General features: G+C 28.1%; 27 protein-coding genes and 1 tRNA gene. 9 read left to right on the top strand and 19 right to left on the bottom strand.

Annotated features, from left to right (window positions below):
• Nucleotides 1-353 precede the first annotated feature (353 nt).
• The gene (locus tag EV02_RS07165) at nt 354-938 is read right to left on the bottom strand and encodes a peroxiredoxin (protein ID WP_025881525.1); all 585 of its coding nucleotides are present in this window, start codon (nt 936-938) and stop codon (nt 354-356) included.
• Between the two features lie 303 nt (nt 939-1,241).
• Here EV02_RS07165 and EV02_RS09415 point away from each other — a divergent pair, with 303 nt between their 5' ends.
• Entirely contained in the window at nt 1,242-1,400 is a 159-nt protein-coding gene (locus tag EV02_RS09415; protein WP_179852468.1) for a hypothetical protein, read from the top strand.
• Nucleotides 1,401-1,404: 4 nt separating this feature from the next.
• On the opposite strand, the gene EV02_RS07170 is transcribed toward EV02_RS09415, so the two are convergent.
• Both EV02_RS07170 and EV02_RS09410 read right to left on the bottom strand, forming a co-directional pair.
• On the bottom strand, nt 1,405-1,626 hold the full coding sequence (locus EV02_RS07170; protein WP_025891704.1) for a hypothetical protein: 222 nt from the start codon (nt 1,624-1,626) through the stop codon (nt 1,405-1,407).
• Nucleotides 1,627-1,689: 63 nt separating this feature from the next.
• The gene (locus tag EV02_RS09410) at nt 1,690-1,860 is read right to left on the bottom strand and encodes a hypothetical protein (protein WP_187151015.1); all 171 of its coding nucleotides are present in this window, start codon (nt 1,858-1,860) and stop codon (nt 1,690-1,692) included.
• Between the two features lie 185 nt (nt 1,861-2,045).
• On the opposite strand from EV02_RS09410, the gene EV02_RS09405 reads away from it, so the two are divergent.
• On the top strand, nt 2,046-2,222 hold the full coding sequence (locus EV02_RS09405) for a hypothetical protein (protein WP_193742603.1): 177 nt from the start codon (nt 2,046-2,048) through the stop codon (nt 2,220-2,222).
• Nucleotides 2,223-2,331: 109 nt separating this feature from the next.
• Here EV02_RS09405 and EV02_RS09400 read toward each other — a convergent pair whose 3' ends face one another.
• Together EV02_RS09400 and EV02_RS09395 are read right to left on the bottom strand one after the other, a co-directional pair.
• A complete protein-coding gene (locus tag EV02_RS09400) occupies nt 2,332-2,505 on the bottom strand; it encodes a hypothetical protein (protein ID WP_193742602.1) in 174 nt (57 codons plus the stop codon).
• A 338-nt stretch (nt 2,506-2,843) separates the two neighbouring features.
• On the bottom strand, nt 2,844-2,996 hold the full coding sequence (locus EV02_RS09395; protein ID WP_193742601.1) for a hypothetical protein: 153 nt from the start codon (nt 2,994-2,996) through the stop codon (nt 2,844-2,846).
• Between the two features lie 77 nt (nt 2,997-3,073).
• Between EV02_RS09395 and EV02_RS07175 the strand changes: the two genes are divergently transcribed.
• Both EV02_RS07175 and EV02_RS07180 read left to right on the top strand, forming a co-directional pair.
• The gene (locus tag EV02_RS07175; protein WP_032518927.1) at nt 3,074-3,439 is read left to right on the top strand and encodes a hypothetical protein; all 366 of its coding nucleotides are present in this window, start codon (nt 3,074-3,076) and stop codon (nt 3,437-3,439) included.
• A gap of 416 nt (nt 3,440-3,855) precedes the next feature.
• Nucleotides 3,856-4,245 (top strand): hypothetical protein, encoded by a 390-nt coding sequence (locus EV02_RS07180; protein WP_032518926.1) that lies wholly within the window; start codon nt 3,856-3,858, stop codon nt 4,243-4,245.
• A 522-nt stretch (nt 4,246-4,767) separates the two neighbouring features.
• Here EV02_RS07180 and EV02_RS07185 read toward each other — a convergent pair.
• The 6 genes from EV02_RS07185 to EV02_RS07210 all read right to left on the bottom strand — a co-directional run bounded on the left by EV02_RS07185 (nt 4,768) and on the right by EV02_RS07210 (nt 6,852).
• Nucleotides 4,768-5,019, bottom strand: coding sequence for a DUF1651 domain-containing protein (locus EV02_RS07185; RefSeq protein WP_032518925.1), 252 nt, complete (start codon nt 5,017-5,019; stop codon nt 4,768-4,770).
• Nucleotides 5,020-5,030: 11 nt separating this feature from the next.
• A complete protein-coding gene (gene clpS / locus EV02_RS07190; protein ID WP_032518924.1) occupies nt 5,031-5,318 on the bottom strand; it encodes an ATP-dependent Clp protease adapter ClpS in 288 nt (95 codons plus the stop codon).
• A 62-nt stretch (nt 5,319-5,380) separates the two neighbouring features.
• Nucleotides 5,381-5,454: transfer RNA gene (locus EV02_RS07195), tRNA-Met, on the bottom strand.
• A gap of 29 nt (nt 5,455-5,483) precedes the next feature.
• On the bottom strand, nt 5,484-5,966 hold the full coding sequence (locus EV02_RS07200) for a tRNA (cytidine(34)-2'-O)-methyltransferase (RefSeq protein ID WP_032518923.1): 483 nt from the start codon (nt 5,964-5,966) through the stop codon (nt 5,484-5,486).
• Nucleotides 5,967-5,968: 2 nt separating this feature from the next.
• Nucleotides 5,969-6,529, bottom strand: a complete 561-nt coding sequence (locus EV02_RS07205) for a bifunctional adenosylcobinamide kinase/adenosylcobinamide-phosphate guanylyltransferase (RefSeq protein ID WP_032518922.1) — start codon at nt 6,527-6,529, stop codon at nt 5,969-5,971.
• An 11-nt stretch (nt 6,530-6,540) separates the two neighbouring features.
• Nucleotides 6,541-6,852, bottom strand: a complete 312-nt coding sequence (locus EV02_RS07210) for a hypothetical protein (protein ID WP_032518921.1) — start codon at nt 6,850-6,852, stop codon at nt 6,541-6,543.
• Nucleotides 6,853-6,963: 111 nt separating this feature from the next.
• On the opposite strand from EV02_RS07210, the gene EV02_RS07215 reads away from it, so the two are divergent.
• Nucleotides 6,964-7,590: a cofactor assembly of complex C subunit B gene (locus EV02_RS07215; RefSeq protein WP_032518920.1), complete on the top strand. Its 627-nt coding sequence runs from the start codon at nt 6,964-6,966 to the stop codon at nt 7,588-7,590.
• On the opposite strand, the gene lptC is transcribed toward EV02_RS07215, so the two are convergent.
• The 5 genes from lptC to rpmG form a co-directional block, all read right to left on the bottom strand.
• Complete coding sequence (gene lptC, locus EV02_RS07220; RefSeq protein ID WP_241433694.1) at nt 7,587-8,210, bottom strand: LPS export ABC transporter periplasmic protein LptC; 624 nt, start codon at nt 8,208-8,210, stop codon at nt 7,587-7,589. The two genes, EV02_RS07215 and lptC, sit on opposite strands and share 4 nt — an antisense overlap.
• Entirely contained in the window at nt 8,194-9,738 is a 1,545-nt protein-coding gene (metG, locus tag EV02_RS07225) for a methionine--tRNA ligase (RefSeq protein ID WP_032518919.1), read from the bottom strand. Before metG ends, lptC begins: the two co-directional genes overlap by 17 nt.
• Before the next feature lie 68 nt (nt 9,739-9,806).
• The gene (locus tag EV02_RS07230) at nt 9,807-10,991 is read right to left on the bottom strand and encodes a ribonuclease catalytic domain-containing protein (protein ID WP_032518918.1); all 1,185 of its coding nucleotides are present in this window, start codon (nt 10,989-10,991) and stop codon (nt 9,807-9,809) included.
• 45 nt (nt 10,992-11,036) lie between these two features.
• Nucleotides 11,037-11,258, bottom strand: coding sequence for a 30S ribosomal protein S18 (gene rpsR / locus EV02_RS07235; protein WP_002806014.1), 222 nt, complete (start codon nt 11,256-11,258; stop codon nt 11,037-11,039).
• A 17-nt stretch (nt 11,259-11,275) separates the two neighbouring features.
• Nucleotides 11,276-11,470 (bottom strand): 50S ribosomal protein L33, encoded by a 195-nt coding sequence (rpmG, locus tag EV02_RS07240; protein WP_002805540.1) that lies wholly within the window; start codon nt 11,468-11,470, stop codon nt 11,276-11,278.
• 101 nt (nt 11,471-11,571) lie between these two features.
• Here rpmG and pheT point away from each other — a divergent pair, with 101 nt between their 5' ends.
• Both pheT and EV02_RS07250 read left to right on the top strand, forming a co-directional pair.
• Nucleotides 11,572-14,016, top strand: a complete 2,445-nt coding sequence (gene pheT / locus EV02_RS07245) for a phenylalanine--tRNA ligase subunit beta (protein ID WP_032518917.1) — start codon at nt 11,572-11,574, stop codon at nt 14,014-14,016.
• 105 nt (nt 14,017-14,121) lie between these two features.
• A complete protein-coding gene (locus tag EV02_RS07250) occupies nt 14,122-14,370 on the top strand; it encodes a hypothetical protein (protein WP_032519177.1) in 249 nt (82 codons plus the stop codon).
• A 421-nt stretch (nt 14,371-14,791) separates the two neighbouring features.
• On the opposite strand, the gene EV02_RS07255 is transcribed toward EV02_RS07250, so the two are convergent.
• Complete coding sequence (locus EV02_RS07255; RefSeq protein WP_032518916.1) at nt 14,792-15,802, bottom strand: molecular chaperone DnaJ; 1,011 nt, start codon at nt 15,800-15,802, stop codon at nt 14,792-14,794.
• A gap of 148 nt (nt 15,803-15,950) precedes the next feature.
• Between EV02_RS07255 and EV02_RS07260 the strand changes: the two genes are divergently transcribed.
• Nucleotides 15,951-16,130, top strand: coding sequence for a hypothetical protein (locus EV02_RS07260; RefSeq protein WP_032518915.1), 180 nt, complete (start codon nt 15,951-15,953; stop codon nt 16,128-16,130).
• Nucleotides 16,131-16,133: 3 nt separating this feature from the next.
• Here the strand turns inward: EV02_RS07260 and EV02_RS07265 are convergent, their stop codons facing one another.
• Entirely contained in the window at nt 16,134-16,964 is an 831-nt protein-coding gene (locus EV02_RS07265) for a DUF4922 domain-containing protein (protein ID WP_032518914.1), read from the bottom strand.
• A gap of 48 nt (nt 16,965-17,012) precedes the next feature.
• Nucleotides 17,013-17,396 (bottom strand): DUF2237 family protein, encoded by a 384-nt coding sequence (locus EV02_RS07270; RefSeq protein WP_011862954.1) that lies wholly within the window; start codon nt 17,394-17,396, stop codon nt 17,013-17,015.
• A gap of 99 nt (nt 17,397-17,495) precedes the next feature.
• On the opposite strand from EV02_RS07270, the gene EV02_RS07275 reads away from it, so the two are divergent.
• Complete coding sequence (locus tag EV02_RS07275; protein WP_025888346.1) at nt 17,496-17,714, top strand: hypothetical protein; 219 nt, start codon at nt 17,496-17,498, stop codon at nt 17,712-17,714.
• The last annotated feature ends 6 nt before the right edge of the window (nt 17,715-17,720 follow it).

The following is a 17,720-nucleotide window of genomic DNA, read 5'->3' as shown; positions in this document are numbered from 1 at the left end:
TATTAATTTTTAAGAGATCTAGGTTTCTGTTAAAAAAAATAATATTGATAAATTTTATTTTGATTTCACTCTGTCTTTGGCATCTTCAAATTGATAATATTAGTGTTGATGATCAATTTCATATTTATAGATATTTTGGTTTAAATGACTTAAATTTAATTAATCTTTTTATCCTAGTCACCATAGAAATTTCTTTTTATACGTGGTCCTTCATATCATATAAAACTAATTTAAGCGATTGGATAGTGCCCAAACCTCAAAGGGAGGATATTGCCCCCTTTTTGAATATATTTATTTTTTATTTTTTTATAATTATTTACTACTCAATACTTACTTAAATGTTTCTAATCCTTCTATAGCGCAGAAAAATATTCCTTACTACCTTTGGGGTCCTCTAACATTGTTTTCTCCCCAGGGGTCCAATTTGCTGGACATACTTCATCGGGGTTTGCCGCTACGTATTGATAACCTTGAAGAATCCTTAGCGTTTCATCAACATTTCTACCTACAGGAGCCTTGTTAACGGTCGTATGCATAACTACTCCTTCTGGATTGATAAGAAATAAACCTCTATCAGCTTCCCCATCATCATTTAGAACATTGTAAGCCTGGCAAATTTCTCTTTTTAAGTCAGAAACTAAAGGATAGTTAATATCACCTATACCACCTTCATTTCTTGGGGTTTGTATCCAAGCCAAATGACAGTGTTTGCTATCAACTGATACCCCAAGTATTTCCGTATTAAGTGCCGAGAAATCTTGGTATCTATCACTAAATGCAGTGATTTCAGTTGGACATACAAATGTAAAATCTAGTGGGTAAAAGAATAGAACAACCCATTTACCTCTTAGACCTGAAAGTGTAATCTCTTTAAACTCTTGATCATATACTGCTGTAGCACTAAAATCTGGTGCTTCTTGGCCAACTCTTAAGCTCATGAAAAAATTTGTCCTTATTTAAATTATGTATGGTCTTAATGACCGTAATTAGTATTATAATTTTTTTAATAATGAATTAGCAAGTTTTTTTTTAATTCAATGAAATGGCACTATTCCTTTACTAAGAAATTTACAATTTTGAATCACAATAAACTTTTAAAAAATCTTAAAAAGGAGTTAATTAAATATCCCATTAACAGGTTTGACAATAAAAATTCGAATTAAAAGAAATTTTATTTTATTTAAGATTCCTTAAAATTTAACACTCTATAATTGTAAATATTCTTTTTAATATTTTTAATTATGGCTAAATATATTGAAAGACTAAAGGAAAAAGTTAAAATAAAAAAATTTGATTCTAACCAGCCAATTGGAGCTTGGATTTTCGTTGTAATTTTGAATATAGTTGGATTTGCGGGTTATTTTTACTTAAAGGTAAATCATATACAACTAGGTAGTTAAAAACTTATCTTATTTCCTTCTTAATTGAGCGACAAAAATTTTTTAGTCTTTCATTCCTCGTTAAGTCAGGTAAAGTCCAAATTGATTCTGTCTCAGGTAATGGATCTTTGCTCCATTCTTTGAATTCTTCCATTATCGAAGCATTATTTAATTTTGATGTATATAGTTTTCGTTTTTTTAAATATTTTCTTATCGCTTTAAGATTTGCCTCAATATATTCCGTCATAATAAATATTTAGTCTTATATTAATTTATCATCTAGCAAGTTCTGCTTTAAAGAAAAGATTAATTAGACATTTTGAACCGCTTGAAAAAGTCCAAACGAATAACCTCCTATTAGAATCCACCCAAGTACACTTGATATTATTGTAGATCTTCTATTGTGTCTCCTTAAAGCGGATTCAATCATTTCATTAACTTCATCTCTATTAAGGTAATCTTTCTTAGAGTTTTTTTTCATTTTTTTCTTTTTACAATAAACGAATTTATAAGAAAGTGAGCTAAAGATTTTTACTTATCAGTAGAAGTTTTATTTTTTGATCATAATATATTTAGCATAAAATATATAATGAAATTTTAAGAGAAACTTTTAAAATTATAAGATAAAGTATTTAAATTAAAGGATCATAGTTTTTTATACAAACAATGAATATCAATGATAAATCTGTTTTAGAAATGCTTAATAAACTTATTGCTATTAATAGGCTAAATAAAACTCAAATTCTACAAATGGTGAATTTAGTGTCAATATCAAATGATTTCAATGATTTAAAGGAAAATTTGAAATGGGAAGGTTCTAAATCATTTCATCAAAATATTTAAATTATATAAGCTCTTTTTTTGATAATTATTAATTCTTTAAATTGATATTAGAGAAACTTAATAGTTAATTGTATTAATTAAGAGTTTATAAATAATTTATATAAGCTATTCAAATAAATTTTTGACAGTAATTTTTCTTATAAGAAACTTGCTCTTGATTACTATAATTAAGTGTTGTTTTCTTATCTTTGCTAAATGATTTAATTAATAGTGTAGAAGTAATTATTATTATTAGTATTATTAGTAAATCTCCAACAGTAATCCCTCTCTCCTTTAGATTCATGATAAAAAATATATTTTGTTTAAATATAGCCTTTATTATTTAATAAACTAATATTTTTTACAAACGTGCTAAAAACACATATGAAGGAAATGTAAAAAGAATATAAAAATATTGAGACTATAACCTTATAAGTCATATAAAAAAAATAGATGAATTTATTATATGGAAGTCAAAAAAAAAATTAGTAGTTCTAACACTCCCAATTTTTTCTCTAAAGAGATGATTATCACAAAAAAATCACTTAACGAAAATCAACTCAAATTTACTTATCAAAAACAGTTAATCTCAGATCTAGATAATAAACACAAGGAATGGTCAAAATCGATTAACAGTTAATTTTAAAAGCTTTCGTTGATTAATTTTAAAAGTTTATTTCTTTTAATTGTATTTGTTTCTTCCCAATTCAGCGTTACTTCATCATTAATGATAGGTTTTGCTTCATAAGCTAGATACCAAAGAATAAATCCGACAGGAAATAATAAAATATGCATAGCAAAAATAGTTGACTTAAATTAAATATAGTGCAACACTTATAATGTGCAAGTGTGACACTAATTTTTTTTTAATTATGCCCTCTCCGAGGAAAAGAATTGGTTTTTTGCCAAGTGAAGAAGTGCATGAAATTATTGAAAAATTGTGCACAGCTAATGAGTTTAGTCAGTCAAAGGTCACAGGTTTATTGGTTGAGGAAGCGTTGAGGTCTCGAGGTGTGTTAAATGAAACTTTTAGTCAAAATCGAAATGATAAAGATGATTTTATAAACATTTCTTTTGATCACGAAACATTTTCTGAAAATAATAAATCTCCACTAAATGTGGATGAATATGCAGTTAATAAAAAAGTATTATCTGAAAATATCAAAATGATGCATGAATTTATTGAGTTTAAGTATTTTAAGAAAGTTATGAAGCGAAATAACAACATTATTGAATAAATAGTGTCACACTATTAATGTTTATATGAGAATGCTTTTCAATGGAATTTAGAAATTAAGAAAAGATAAATATGTTTAAATATTTCTAATCAACTTTTTAAATAGGAATCCAAAAAAAATTGAATCTTTAAAAATTCAGCGGACTAAATCCTCGTGGAGATATGAACCTTAGCCCGCTTTAAAAAAATAGCAATAAATAAATATAAATACAATAAGTATGTAAATTTACTTTTGATTTAAAATTGGATTATAAAAACTCTAAATATAAATGGCAGTAAGTGAATTAAATGAAGATATACAAGATCAAATATGTGATCTTCTTGAAAATCTTCAGCAAATAGAGAAACTTAAAAATAAAGATATACGAATTTTCTTGATAAGATAGTTAGAAAATATGGAGGAAAAGTAGTAAATAAATGAACCGCCTATTATTACCACTAATAGTTTTGCTAACTTTACCAAGTGTTGTACGTAGCACTCACTTAAATAATCAGAAAGAACTTATAGTCACCTCAGAAAGCACTAGGGAATCTATCGAGTTGGCTAAATACCTTAAAGATAATGGTGTAGTTAAATATTCAGCATATTGGTGTCCTAATTGCCTTAAACAAAGTGAATTATTTGGAAAGCAAGCTTATAGAGAACTTAATGTAGTTGAATGTGCAAGAGATGGCATAAACAGTCAAACTCAATTATGCATTGATAAAAAAATTAAAGGCTTTCCCACATGGGAAATAAATAAAAAACTAATTTTGGGTGTACTTTCACTAAAAGAATTATCAAAATTGACTGGATTTAATAATTAAGGAAAATGTAAGATGATTAATGGCTAGATATTAAGGGTTATTTCTTGAATACCTTTCATACATCCTCAAGCTGGATAGTTAATTATTTTCTTTGATATTAATCCAATACTTATAGCAACTATTCCAATACCAAATAAAGCTCTTGATTTTTTGCTTAAGATGAGATACTTCATTGGGTATTTATAACCTAAAATCAAAGTTATTATTAAATTATGACGTGGAATTTAAAAAAAAAAATAACAAGTATCCCTAAATCTATGATTTTCTAAAATAAGTTTTAGATATTATATATCTTGAAAATCTTTAATCAATAAATGCTTATATATCTTTTTTTAGTATTTTTAGTTTGTATTTGACAGTCTTTTTATAATTAAAATGAGACTTTTATTTTTTTATGAAAAATAAGGAATTTAATGTGACTCAAGGAATGGCTTTGTTACTTTTGAAGCCATTAAATTTACCCGCAAACTACGTCCTAAATCTAATAATTTATATAACTAATCCCAGTAACAATATTGGATACTAATAGTTTTCCCAAACTGGTTTGGTTCTCCTCCAACCTTGAGCGATTAACTTTCTCCATTCATCTCTAGCTTTATCAACTTTAAGTTCTTCTCTGGTTGTCATAAGAGGTGGTTCTTTTCCTAAAACACCAAGTATTCTTCCAGAGTCAATAAACATATATTCAAAAAATTTATCTTCATTTCGATTATTCTTTGAAAACCTTTTAACCCTTGAACGATTCGAATTTATAAGCCAAAAATTTTCTGTCAATCTTACTTATTTTATGTTTTCTCAATTGGAGCCATTGTTAATCCTTTGCTGATTAGTTGCTCATGATATAACTCTGCCTGTTCAAAATTACCTCTCCATACCTCTGCAGATCCTGTTTTATCAACTTTGATTGTTAGATCCCATGCTCTTTGTTTACTCATGCTTGGAATAATTGTTAGAAGACAATTTGCGACATGCTGAAAAGTATTAAAATTGTCATCAAGAACTATAACTCTTGCTTCTGGATATTTTGCTTTAGATTTTTTTGGATCTAGGACTGTGCTAAGTGAATTAAACATTATTGTCTTTAATAGTTTAATTAAATTAAAATTTCACTTTTTTAATTGAAAAGTATTGCAAATGTCTCGAGCGTGACTTGAACACGCGACCTGCGGGCTATGAATCCGCCGCTCTAACCAGCTGAGCTACCGAGACATGGGAATATTGTAAGGCATTGGTTGTACTTAATTACCATTTTGAAAATTTATTTGTTTGTGGGCCTCATATATAGCAATTCCGCATGCTACAGAAAGGTTTAGACTTCTAACACCTTTTTGATCATTGTTTCCATTCTGTATATTCGGCATAAATATTGAAATTAAAAAGTCGCTTTTATCAATTATGGAATCGGGTAATCCTGAATCTTCTCTCCCAAATAGCAAAATATCATCTTGCTTAAATTTAAAATCATTCAAATATAATCCATTTTTTTTACTAAAAGAAATTATTCTTTTTGTTGATTTTGAGGCTAAAAATTTTTCAAAATTCTCATACTGATTAACAGTAACTAGAGGCCAATAGTCTAATCCTGCTCTTTTTAAATATTTATCTTCTAGCTTAAAACCCAAGGGCTCTATAAGATTTAAAGGTAAATTAAACGCAGCACATGATCTGGCAATATTACCAGTATTTTGTGGGATTCTTGGTTCAAAAAGAGCGACTTCCAATTTTAAGTAGGTATTTCAATACTTATTTCATCTATTTTGATTGCTCTGCCGTTTATGGCCAGCCAATTATCTTTTGATATTTTGGTTATTCTCTTTTGAAGTTCGCCGATTCTCTCAATATATGTATTACCAATTTTATATTCAGAGACCAAACTCCAACCTACTTGTTCTCCAACAATAATTGTTATGCTTTTTCTTTTCATTAAAAGACTTATAAGTGAATTCATTTTTGTTGACCATTCATTTTGTTCCTTGCCAATACTTTTCATCACGAATCCCCCAATAGAGTCTATTAATAATGGACCTTCTTCATTCCTTAATGTATTTAATAGATCTGTCGTTTCTATTAATTTCCAATCTTTTGGTCTTCTTTTTCTATGTAAATTAATTTTATCTTGCCATTCTTTATCATCCAAATTGTTTTCAGATAAGGCAACATATGATAATTTTTTTACCTCCTTTGCAAGATGCTCCGCGAATTCACTTTTCCCACTCTTTGTCCCCCCTGTAATTAAAACTATATGAGATGAATATTCACTAATATTTAAAACCTTGGCATTCATAAATTCTCTATTTATTTAGAGAAATACCACCATGTTGCTAGAGGAATAATCGTGGCAGCAATTAACAAACCTATAACTATATAAGTAGCAGTTGAACTCTCAGTATCTTTTGATCTCATAGTGTTAAAATTTGGATCCACTACAGGGTTGTCGATAGATGAGGGCTGACTTTTTTCGTAATTTATAACAGCCTTCTGTTGAGTAATACCAAAATATTTATTTATAGTATTAATTTCATTTGCGTAAGTAGTCGAAGGAATAAGAATAAAAATAAAGCCAGTAAAGATAAGGGAAAGTATATATTTATTGATGTTTAGTTTCATTTTGAGAGGTTTTGGTTAATTATATATTAAAAACCATATGTTTGAGTAATTTTAAATCTACTAAACAATATAATATTTGCATAATTTAATTAGAAATAACATATTTAAAATATGGGATTCAATGGGAAATCATTAATATCAGTTGGTGTAATACTATTTATTTTTCAGATAGCAAATTTCATTTCAATAGAAACAATCACTCCTGAGCTTGAAAGAGCACAAGTGTTAGCTGCAATAGCTTCGTTAATTATTATTTTGATAGGTTTTTTATTTAAACAATTCCAACCCATAGCTGGTGAGAAAGCTCTTTTAAAAGGAGAAAATATGTTTCTCTTCGATAAAAACATGCCGGATGAAGTTATTGATGAACTTGCATGGGGTTCTGAAGCGATATTAACTTCTACAGCAGCAGCAGCAATATTAATCCACAATGATGGCGTTAATATATTGAGGAGGGGTATCACTTCAAGTAATGATTTTAAACCTGGGGAAACTTGTCTGAGATCTATTAAAGATATGAAATTAATATCATTGGCAAACACTAAATTTTATCCTGGAAGAGATGAATTTTATAATTTTTGCGCTGAAATTCCATCTATTTTAGTTGTACCTATAAATAATAAGGCTTTCATATTGATAGGAGGCTGGAGTGCTAAGTGTTTTACGAAATCTGATGAAAAATGGATTAATAACTGGTCCAAAAAAATTAATAATATTTTCTCAAAAAATAAAATTTAAAAATATATTATTGATTTAACTCTTTTATCTTTTGCTTCAAAGCTTACTGATTCAGTATTTAAATTATAGAAAGCATTTTCTGAGTTTATTTCATATTTATTTTCGTTATTTTCTTCTTTAATTATATATTTTACTGGATTGAAAAATTCAATTATGTCATCTGAACCCAATATGGCTTTTCCTGAATTTAAGATGATATTTTGATTTTCAAATCTTATATTTCCCTCTAATAGATAGTTAGTATTTTCTATATTCCAAATAAAATTATCAGCATTTAAAATATCCTCATTATTTTTTAAAGTTTTTAATTTAACATTCCCTTTCAATTTCAAGAGTTTATTATTGTCTGATAATGTAGATTCTTCTGAACTAATAATATATTTAGTTTCTTTCCCATTAAGAATATTAATAATAGGTTTTTTTAATTCGAATTTTAATTCGATATTGTCATAACTTGAATTTGGACTGGTAATAGAATATATTTTATCTCCACTTTTAGAGAATATAGTCATATCTAAACTGTCTATTTTTTGGATAACTTTATTTTCATCAATTACACTGGGAGCGCAACCAAGCATAAATAATGTAAGGAAAATTATTAATCTATAATTTTTGCTCATACTCAAGTTTATTTATGATTGGAGTGGGTTTAGGAAGACTTGAGTTGCTAACTAATAATCCCCAAATTAATTGTTTTTTCCAAGAAATTTCCTTTCTGTATATAGAGCCAAGTTGTTCATTAATTTTTATAGATAATTCGGGTAATAAAGGTAGTAATAATAATCCTATTATTCTGGTACTTTCTAAAACGTTATAAATAATTTCTTTAACTAGAGGTAGATTATCTTTCTCTTTTATTAGCACCCATGGCTGATTATCATTCAAATACAAATTTGTATTAATTGCTAGGCTAAGTACTTCATTAGCTGCTAAATCTAATTTGTAGTTATCAAAGTTATAAATATAGTTTTCAACTGCAATTTTGGCATAATTTTCTAATTTATTTTCACTTAAAATTTTTTTATTATTTGGCACTTTATTATCAAACCATTTTCTAGACATAGATAATGTTCTATTTAATAAATTACCAATTGTATTAGCTAAGTCATTATTGATGATGTCAACAAATCTTTTATCTTGAAAATCTCCATCATTTCCTAATGATATGTCTTTAATGAGGTACCATCTTACAGGATCATTTCCATATTTTGTAAGCAATAAATCAGGGTCGAGTACATTTCCTAAGCTTTTACCCATTTTTTGCCCCTCTCTTGTAAGAAATCCGTGCCCAAAAACCTTCTTAGGAACTTTCATTTTGGCAGAAATGAGCATTGCAGGCCAATATACAGCATGGAATCTCAGAATATCCTTACCAATTAAATGAACATCAGCTGGCCATCCTCCATTAATTGACTTTTCCAATGAATGTTCTGTCGCATCAGAACTAATGGCACTTACATATCCAAGTAAAGCATCAAACCACACATAAAAGGTATGGTTATCGTAATCAGGGACAGGAATTCCCCATGAAACATTTGTTCTTGAAATTGAAAAATCCTTTAAACCTCTAGAAACAAAATTTATAATTTCATTCTTTCTTTCTATTGGCTCTATAAAAGAAGGTTCGTTGATTATTTTCTCGATTTCTTTTTGATATTTTGAAAGCCTAAAAAAGAGATTCTCTTCATTTTTCCATTCTAGATTTTTTTGATGTATTGGACATTTGTATGTTGATGAATTTTCTGGATTATCTTTAAATTCTTCGCAACCGACACAATACCAACCTTTTTGAACTCCCATATAGATATCATCTGATGCTTTTACTCTTTCATAAAATTCATTAACAACAAATTCATGATTTTTTGAGCTTGTTCTTATAAATTTGTCATAGGATATATTCCAATCTTTCCAATTATTTTTAAAGACCTCTGAGATTTCATCACAATGTGATTTTGGAGCAATACCCTTTTCATTAGCTGTTCTTTGTATTTTTAAACCATGTTCATCAACACCAGTGATGAAAATAACTTCTTCACCTGCAAGCCTTTTGTACCTAGCTATTGAGTCACAAATTATTGTTGTATATACACTTCCTAAATGTGGTTTATCATTAACATAATATAAAGGTGTAGTAATGACAAAAGTCATAAAGCTTTTTTATTTATACTAACAGATATTTTTTAAACTAATAACAACCCATTATATTGATTATCTTATTAATAAATAAATTCTAAAAGATTACTATCATTTATAATATATTTAACTTTATATATTTTATTACTATATATTTCTATTGATACAAAAAGAGTAATAAGTATTTCTAGTGAATAATCTGGAAAATAAACCAAAGCAATATTTTTTTTTTGATTAATCCACTTAACGAATATAATTTTATAAAAAGCTTTTTCTTCATTCTTAAAAAATAATTTTAAATACTTATATTTATCATTTTTAAATATATTATTATTTTCTGATTGTCTATTTTTTGAATAATCAATAATCTTAGATACTGAATCTATACTAAGAACTTCGTAATTATTAATTTTATTATATACTTGTCTTTGTATAATCAAATCAAGATATCTACGTAGTGGTGATGTGCATTGTACATACATTTTAAGGCCTAATGATTCGTGGTTTCCTGGCTTAGTTGTTATATAACTTCTTCCCATATATTGTTTTAATATTATAAATTTAATATGACTATCATTATATCTATCGAGTATTTCAGATGGATTACAGTTTATTTTTTGAATCCTATATGCAGCCGCTAAATCATATTTATCTATAAATAAACTTGTTACATAACCCATTAATATCATTGATTCTTCAATTATAATTTGTGATATTGTTTTCTCTAATTTAGTTAGTATAATCTTATCTTCATATAATTTAATTTTATTATTTGGACTTTCAAAAATAATTGCTCCTTGTTTCTTTCTAAATTTAATACTTTTATCTAATAATTTTTTAATCTCAATTAATTCTATTTCTTCTTTGGGTTCTATTTCTAATATTTCATTTGCATCTTCATATGTTAATTGATATTTTGGTTTTATTATTGCTTCAGTTATTTCATATTTATTTATTGATCCATCGTCATTGAATTCTATTGCTGCACTAATAGTTTCTGAAACTTTATTTTGAGCTAGATTTGCCTTTTCAAGAATATTTTTAGGAAGCATTGGGACATATTGATCAATTAAATATAAACTGCTATTTCTCTTCCTTGCATTTAAATCAACATTAGAATCATGCAAAAAGAGTTTGCATGGATTACTAATATGTATCCATAAATTTTTTTTATTTCCTTCTTTTATTTCTAATGAAATAGCGTCATCAACCTCATGTGGATCATCAGAGTCAATAATATATGTTTTTAAATCAGTTAAATCTTTCAAATATTTGAGATTTTAATTATAGTGCCAACTATATTCAATAAGAAATTATCCTTCAGGATTTACAAAGGGTAAAAGAGCTACAATTCTGGCTCTTTTTACAGCTAATGTGAGATCTCTTTGTTGCTTAGAGGTTAAACCTGTCATTCTTCTTGGTAGGATTTTGCCCCTCTCAGTTATAAATTTTTTTAGTAGTTCTACATCCTTATAGTCAATAGGATCGCCTGGTTTGATAGGTGATAATTGTTTTTTGAAAATTGAATTAGGCATGATTTAATTTGATTTGATTACTTAATTTCTTTGTGAATGGTCATTCTGTTTAAATGAGGATTAAACTTTTTTAGTTCTAATCTTTCTGTTGTATTTCTGCGATTCTTTTCAGTAGTATATCTTGAGACACCATTAGATCTCTTAGGATCTGTGCTTGTCCTAGCTTCAGTACATTCCAGGGTCACTACAACTCTTGTCCCTTTTTTGGCCATTTTAATTAATACTTTATTGTATAATTTTCTATTGTACATCTTCAACAAACTTTTTTGAAGATATACTTGTTTCTTTTACCATCATTGATTAAAAAATATATATGAAAGTTTCTCAAAATTGGTTGAAAAATTTAGTAGAAATTACTTCTACTCCTGAAGATCTCTCTGAGAAATTATCTATTGGTGGATTCGAGGTTGAATCATTAGAAGATTGTTCAAAAAATGTAAATGGTGTTGTTTTAGGAAAGGTATTATCTGTTTTAAAACACGAAGGATCTGACAAACTTTCAATTTGCCAAGTCGATATTGGTAATTCAAAGAATTTACAAATTATCTGTGGTGCGCGCAATATTAAATCAAATATTTATGTTTATGTTGCTACTGTCGGCGCGAAATTAAATGCAGTTGATTTAACTATTAAAAGAAGTGAAATTAGAGGTGTCATTAGTGAAGGAATGATATGTTCACTGCAGGAACTGGGTTTAGAGGACTCTAGCGAAGGGATAGAGATCATTGATGAAGGTTTGGCCCTAAAACATGAATTGGGGACTCCAGGGTCTGAATTGCTTCAATTAAATGATTTTATATATGATTTAGCCATTACAGCTAATAGACCTGATGGAATGTCTGTAATGGGTATAGCCCGTGAAATTTCTGCTCTTTTAGAATCCACCTTAAATTTTCCAGAATTAAACCATAAATACAATATTCATTTACTTAAGGGAATTAAACTTTGTCCAGAGGCTATAGAATCTAATTGCATTTATACAATAAGCTGCATTGATGGAGTAAATGGAGAGAAATTATCGCCAAATTGGCTTAAAGACCGTATAGAAAAATCAGGTATAAAATCTATTAATCTTCTAGTTGATTTGACAAATTATATTCTATTAGAACAAGGTCAACCTTTGCATGCGTTTGATAAAGATAAATTGTCAAACTTAATTGGTAAGGAAGTTTCTCCAGAAGATTTCTCTGTAAGAAAAGGCAAGGATAACGAAAGCCTTATTTGCTTAGATGGTAAAGAATATGACTTAAATGACAATATTACAGTTATTACTTGTTGTGATAAACCTGTAGCTATTGCAGGGGTTATAGGAGGTTTAGAGACTTCTGTAAGTAATACTACCTCATCTATTTACCTTGAAGGCGCTGTTTTTAATCCAGTTACTATAAGAAAATCTTCCAAGGCGGCTGGCATAAGAACAGAATCTAGCAGCAGGTATGAAAAAGGGATTTCATCAAAAAATACAATAAGTGCAGTAACAAGGGCATTTAATCTTTTAGAAGAATATTTTTCTATTAATTCACCAATCATCAATACTTCAAATTTAATAAGTAATGAGGATATTTTTATTAAACTACGGAGAAATCGAATTCATAAAATTCTTGGTCCATTAATTATTAACGATCAATTTGAAAAAAGAAATTTATCTGATAATGAAATAGTTGATAAATTAACACTCATAGGTTGTACTTTAAAGAATAAAGAATATGGCTGGGATGTAGCAGTAATTCCAAATAGATCTCATGATTTAACAAGAGAAATAGATTTAATAGAAGAAATAGCAAGATTAATAGGGTATGACAGATTCGACTTAAAACTTCCTAATCCAATTAAGCCTGGAAAATTGTCATCAGAACAGTTGGCATTGAGAAAATTAAAAAATGGTTTTATAGAAAATGGTTTTAACGAGGTACTAAGCTATTCTCTTGTTCCTGAAGACGATGAAAAACTTATAAAGATTTCTAATCCTTTGTTATTAGAAACAAGCTGTCTTAGAGATAATATCTGGAAAGAACATTTGGAGATAGTAAACCGTAATATAAAAGCTGGACAAGCAAGTTGTTATATATTTGAAATTGGAAATGTTTTTCAAAAGAAAACTGAGTTCATTCAAGAAGAAGTTCTGAATGGTGCGATTTTTGGAAATAAAAAATTTGGAAAATGGATAAATTCTGGTAAAGATAATGATCTTAATTATTTCCAGGCCAGAGGAAAGTTAAAGGAGGCTTTATCATCTTTGAACATAAAAATTGATGATAAACCTACTGATTCAATTGATTTTCTTCATCCAGGAAGAACTGCAAAATTAGTTATTGAAGGGAAAGATGCAGGTTATTTTGGTGAAATACATCCCAAACTAATATTAGAAAAGAAGTCATTAAAAAAAGTTTATTTATTTAACATAAATGTTTCTAACCTTTTGGGAGCTAGTACAAGAAAAAATAAATGGATTCCAATATATAAGCAATACCCCATTGTTCCGAAAATGGAAAGGGATATAAATTTTGTTTTCAGTAAGAAATTTTTAATTAGCGAAATAACATCACAAATAAGAAAAACAGGAAAAAATCTCTTAGAGGATGTAAATTTACTTGATGTTTTTGAAGATACTAAATTTGGAGATGATCATATAAGTTATACATTTAGATTATCTTATAGAGATAAAGATAAAACATTACTGGACTCTGACATTACATCAATACATTCAAATATCATTTCTAATGTTGAAAAATGTTTTAACACTAAATTGAGGAATTAAACGTATTGCTATTCTCATATAAGACTATAAATAAGTCTATATATGAATCTTATATAAGATAAATAATAATCCTATAAAAGTAATTAATGTTGTATGATAAAGGTCATGATTAGTCTACTTTCTCTACTTCTATCTTCAGTGCTGTGGGTTCAAGTCCCTCAGTGGTCAGATGATTGGTCAAAATGTGCTGTTGACATACCAGATGCATCATGTCACTGGTACATAACTGCACCAGATAATACTTTTGGCGAAGGTTTTGATTGGGCTAGCGCCCCTTGGTTCGATGCTAATGGATTAAGTGATGTTCCTAGTATTGATAGGCAAACTGCCATTGAGAAGCTTCAATCTAAGTAGTACTGTCTTTAAGGCAGTACGGAGGCACATAAAAAGCCCTTATAGCAATGCTTTCTAGCCTTTATTAATTTCTTGGACATTTAAAGGACATAATTTATTGATTTATTATTCAATTTTTATTTTTTCCCAGGCATTAAGCAGTTTGGGCATGATTCATTCAAATCGATTAATTTATTTATCTTACTTATCTATTTTGAGACTATATCATAGACTAATAATAAGTCTTATATGAGAATTACTATACAAAGAAATTTTTATTTTTTAAAAGCAAATTTTGTCTTAATTTCATTAATATATATTTTTTGTTTACATAAATTTGAATAAAAATAATTGATTAAAATTTGAAATTATTTGCTTGACAGCTATCTTATGTGAGACTATTAATTAGACTTGTTATTGGTCTTATATGGGAATTACTATACTAGTCTCTATATAGATTTTTTAGCAATTGATACGCTTCATTTAATTTTCTCATTTGATCTGTTGATCCTCCAGCATCTGGATGTGTCTCTAAAGCTATTGATTTATAGGCCTCCCTAATTTTGCGGAATGTATGAGCTGATCCAGCTGATGTTGATAAATTCAATAATTTAAGTGCTCCATGTACTGTCATTGTTGAGTCCAATGTTTCAAATGAATTTGATCTATTATTTCGCTTAAATCTACTTACAAACCTTCTCATAAGTGTTGGTATTCTATTTATCAGATCTGATGTTGCAAAAGGGTCTTCTAAAACGCCAATCATTAATAAAACAATTTCAAGTGATGGATTTTTCTTTATCCAAAATGGGCATAATTCTGACATTAATTTATTGGCTGCACTCCAAGTAAAGGGTAGATTTTCAGTCCCATCAAGATTTGGCCATATATCCCTTTCAAACCAATCCATTGAAGCTTCTACTACATGGTCATTAGGAACTGATCCATATAGTGTTTTCCAATGACTAATTAACTCAATTCGACATTTTATTAATTCAGTTTCTTTGATTGTATTAATTTGAATATCATTAATATTCTCCTTTAATTTTTCACTATTAATACTTCTTCTTAGATTCTTTACTTTTTTTTCAACGAAATTGGGAAGGCTTATATTTGAGTTGGCTGTTTCTTTATATTGATTGTTATTTGTAGATCTTTTATTTAGAGATATCTCATTAACTTCTTTTTTTACGTCTGATTTAATTAATACCAATGCAGTATCTTCATCAATATTTAAATTTTCATTAGTATTCTTATCGTTAAAGTCTATTTCTTGCTGTTGGTTTTTAGGTAGTAAATCATCTTCTTGAAGAAGTTCTTTAAGTATCTTTTCTATTACAGGTCCTCTTGCTCTAAATCCCCACTCTTTTCGTAATTGATCAAACCTGGAAATTAGTTCCTCAGGTAAATCAATTGAAATTCTTTTTGTATTTGAATTTTCAGGACTATTCAATAATATTTTCTTGAAGAGTATGGAATTTATTTAATTTTATTCAAAAAATATTGAAAGTCCATAAGGAATATTGTTTTTAAATTAAAACCAATTTATTTTTTCTGTCACAAGTCAATTAAGTATCTTTTTATAATAAAAAAAAAAAAAAATGTTTAATTGTTATTCCAAGTCATCTAAAGAAAAAAAGAGTTTTTATCAACACAAGAAATTAGAAATGCTCAACTATATTAAGGATTCACTTGAACGTAAAATTGCATCAGTAACAGCATCTATAGAAGTTCTAGAAAGCCAAATAAGCAGGGATAAGAAAGTTGAGGTAACTAATTAGTATTCAAACAAAACTTTCTAGAAGTTTTTCAGGGCCAAATTTCTTTAAATAATTAATATTTGAATTTTCAGTTACTAGTAGATATCCTGCAAATCCTAAACCGTTAATACTGAAACCATGAATATGATCATTTTTTCTTTTTATAATAGCGATCCATTTATTAGTTATTAAAATATTGTAGGGACATATCGGTTTCTTATCACTAATAGGATCCCCAAGTCCCAATTTCTTGCATAATTCTAAGTAAAACTCAAAAAGACATGATGGATTTTCTAAAAAATCAAATTTGGATACAATAATATTTTTTTTAAGCTTACTATCTAGATCTTGATATGAGTTCATCTCTAAAAACCACTTTTCTCTAGGGCATGATATCTCACCTTTAGATCTACGCAGAAGTTGAAAATGCCTGTGAGGTTGACTTGCTCCCGCAATTGGAGAACTATTGAAAAACCATAATCCACTAGTATCATTATTAACTTGTTGGATCGCTCTCCAATCTTTAATATCTAACCATCCATTTTGAGGTTTCCATTTATTTGTAATAAGTAAAATATGACCTTTTTGTACAGGGTACTTATTTAATATTAGTTGATGATTATCACCAATTTTATCAATTTCTAGTATCTTTTCCCAAGGACAAAACGGATTTTGCTTAGGACCATAAATTTTTTTTTTAATAAATTTTGAAGTATCGAGTTTCCTAATTATGAAGTCGTCTTTTTCATATAAATCTCTTGTAATAATATCAGTTTTGAGAGGATATAAAGATTCATCATCAATTGATAATCGAGTTTGTTCTAATGCTTTTTTCCAATATATTTCTAAACTCATTAAAAAAAAATTATCATAACCATTTTAAAAAAAAAAATAAACTTGTAGTTACTTTTTATTAAATTGATATTCTTTCAATTTTTCTAGAGGTACTGATTCTAAGACTACAATATTAGTTGATTCTAATATGACTTTTGGTGCAAGACCGTCTAATAATGCTTGCTTCCACCTATCAAGACAAATACACCAATGATCACCATCCTTTAGTCCTGGGAAGGAATAAATAGGCATAGGAGTAATTAAATCATTACCTTGTGATTTACTATATTTCAGGAAATTATCATCCATCACACAACATATGGAATGATTCCCTCCATCATTCTTGTCATAGTTGCAAAATCCATCCCTGAACCACCCTGTCATAGGTGCGCAACTACAAATCTCAATTTTTTCTCCAAGGACATTTAATTGATTTTGATTATTTATGTTCATAGATTTTTTTAATAATAATAAAACACCAACATTTCTTTAAAAAAGGTTGACGAGTATGGGGGGTAAGGAGGTAATAATTCTAATAAGGTTTTTTTCATTATGGATTGGGACTTTACTGAAAACATAGCATTTAAAGCTCTTTATGAAGCTTTTAAAGATAGTGATGAAACTTCCGCATTAGAATTTTTATCTAGTGATGGCGCTTCATATTATCTTGAGTTAACACAGGACGCGGCGGGTGAGGGACTTGATTTAGGTGATAATGAAACGATGGAAGAACTTCAAGAAGAAATTATTGAATATTTAGAAAACAACTAAAGATTT

The organism is Prochlorococcus marinus str. SB (genome assembly GCF_000760115.1).
Classification (GTDB): domain Bacteria; phylum Cyanobacteriota; class Cyanobacteriia; order PCC-6307; family Cyanobiaceae; genus Prochlorococcus_A; species Prochlorococcus_A marinus_D.
Note: the sequence above shows the minus strand (reverse complement) of the source record. Positions and strands in the feature narration are given on the sequence as shown.

What these genes read in the sequence shown, in the direction of transcription:
- EV02_RS07165 (WP_025881525.1), bottom strand. Translation starts at nt 938, where the DNA reads ATGAGCTTAAGAGTTGGCCAAGAAGCACCAGATTTTAGTGCTACAGCA.
- EV02_RS09415 (WP_179852468.1), top strand. Translation starts at nt 1,242, where the DNA reads ATGGCTAAATATATTGAAAGACTAAAGGAAAAAGTTAAAATAAAAAAA.
- EV02_RS07170 (WP_025891704.1), bottom strand. Translation starts at nt 1,626, where the DNA reads ATGACGGAATATATTGAGGCAAATCTTAAAGCGATAAGAAAATATTTA.
- EV02_RS09410 (WP_187151015.1), bottom strand. Translation starts at nt 1,860, where the DNA reads ATGAAAAAAAACTCTAAGAAAGATTACCTTAATAGAGATGAAGTTAAT.
- EV02_RS09405 (WP_193742603.1), top strand. Translation starts at nt 2,046, where the DNA reads ATGAATATCAATGATAAATCTGTTTTAGAAATGCTTAATAAACTTATT.
- EV02_RS09400 (WP_193742602.1), bottom strand. Translation starts at nt 2,505, where the DNA reads ATGAATCTAAAGGAGAGAGGGATTACTGTTGGAGATTTACTAATAATA.
- EV02_RS09395 (WP_193742601.1), bottom strand. Translation starts at nt 2,996, where the DNA reads ATGCATATTTTATTATTTCCTGTCGGATTTATTCTTTGGTATCTAGCT.
- EV02_RS07175 (WP_032518927.1), top strand. Translation starts at nt 3,074, where the DNA reads ATGCCCTCTCCGAGGAAAAGAATTGGTTTTTTGCCAAGTGAAGAAGTG.
- EV02_RS07180 (WP_032518926.1), top strand. Translation starts at nt 3,856, where the DNA reads ATGAACCGCCTATTATTACCACTAATAGTTTTGCTAACTTTACCAAGT.
- clpS (WP_032518924.1), bottom strand. Translation starts at nt 5,318, where the DNA reads ATGTTTAATTCACTTAGCACAGTCCTAGATCCAAAAAAATCTAAAGCA.
- EV02_RS07205 (WP_032518922.1), bottom strand. Translation starts at nt 6,529, where the DNA reads ATGAATGCCAAGGTTTTAAATATTAGTGAATATTCATCTCATATAGTT.
- EV02_RS07210 (WP_032518921.1), bottom strand. Translation starts at nt 6,852, where the DNA reads ATGAAACTAAACATCAATAAATATATACTTTCCCTTATCTTTACTGGC.
- EV02_RS07215 (WP_032518920.1), top strand. Translation starts at nt 6,964, where the DNA reads ATGGGATTCAATGGGAAATCATTAATATCAGTTGGTGTAATACTATTT.
- lptC (WP_241433694.1), bottom strand. Translation starts at nt 8,210, where the DNA reads ATGAGCAAAAATTATAGATTAATAATTTTCCTTACATTATTTATGCTT.
- metG (WP_032518919.1), bottom strand. Translation starts at nt 9,738, where the DNA reads ATGACTTTTGTCATTACTACACCTTTATATTATGTTAATGATAAACCA.
- rpsR (WP_002806014.1), bottom strand. Translation starts at nt 11,258, where the DNA reads ATGCCTAATTCAATTTTCAAAAAACAATTATCACCTATCAAACCAGGC.
- rpmG (WP_002805540.1), bottom strand. Translation starts at nt 11,470, where the DNA reads ATGGCCAAAAAAGGGACAAGAGTTGTAGTGACCCTGGAATGTACTGAA.
- pheT (WP_032518917.1), top strand. Translation starts at nt 11,572, where the DNA reads ATGAAAGTTTCTCAAAATTGGTTGAAAAATTTAGTAGAAATTACTTCT.
- EV02_RS07250 (WP_032519177.1), top strand. Translation starts at nt 14,122, where the DNA reads ATGATTAGTCTACTTTCTCTACTTCTATCTTCAGTGCTGTGGGTTCAA.
- EV02_RS07260 (WP_032518915.1), top strand. Translation starts at nt 15,951, where the DNA reads ATGTTTAATTGTTATTCCAAGTCATCTAAAGAAAAAAAGAGTTTTTAT.
- EV02_RS07265 (WP_032518914.1), bottom strand. Translation starts at nt 16,964, where the DNA reads ATGAGTTTAGAAATATATTGGAAAAAAGCATTAGAACAAACTCGATTA.
- EV02_RS07270 (WP_011862954.1), bottom strand. Translation starts at nt 17,396, where the DNA reads ATGAACATAAATAATCAAAATCAATTAAATGTCCTTGGAGAAAAAATT.
- EV02_RS07275 (WP_025888346.1), top strand. Translation starts at nt 17,496, where the DNA reads ATGGATTGGGACTTTACTGAAAACATAGCATTTAAAGCTCTTTATGAA.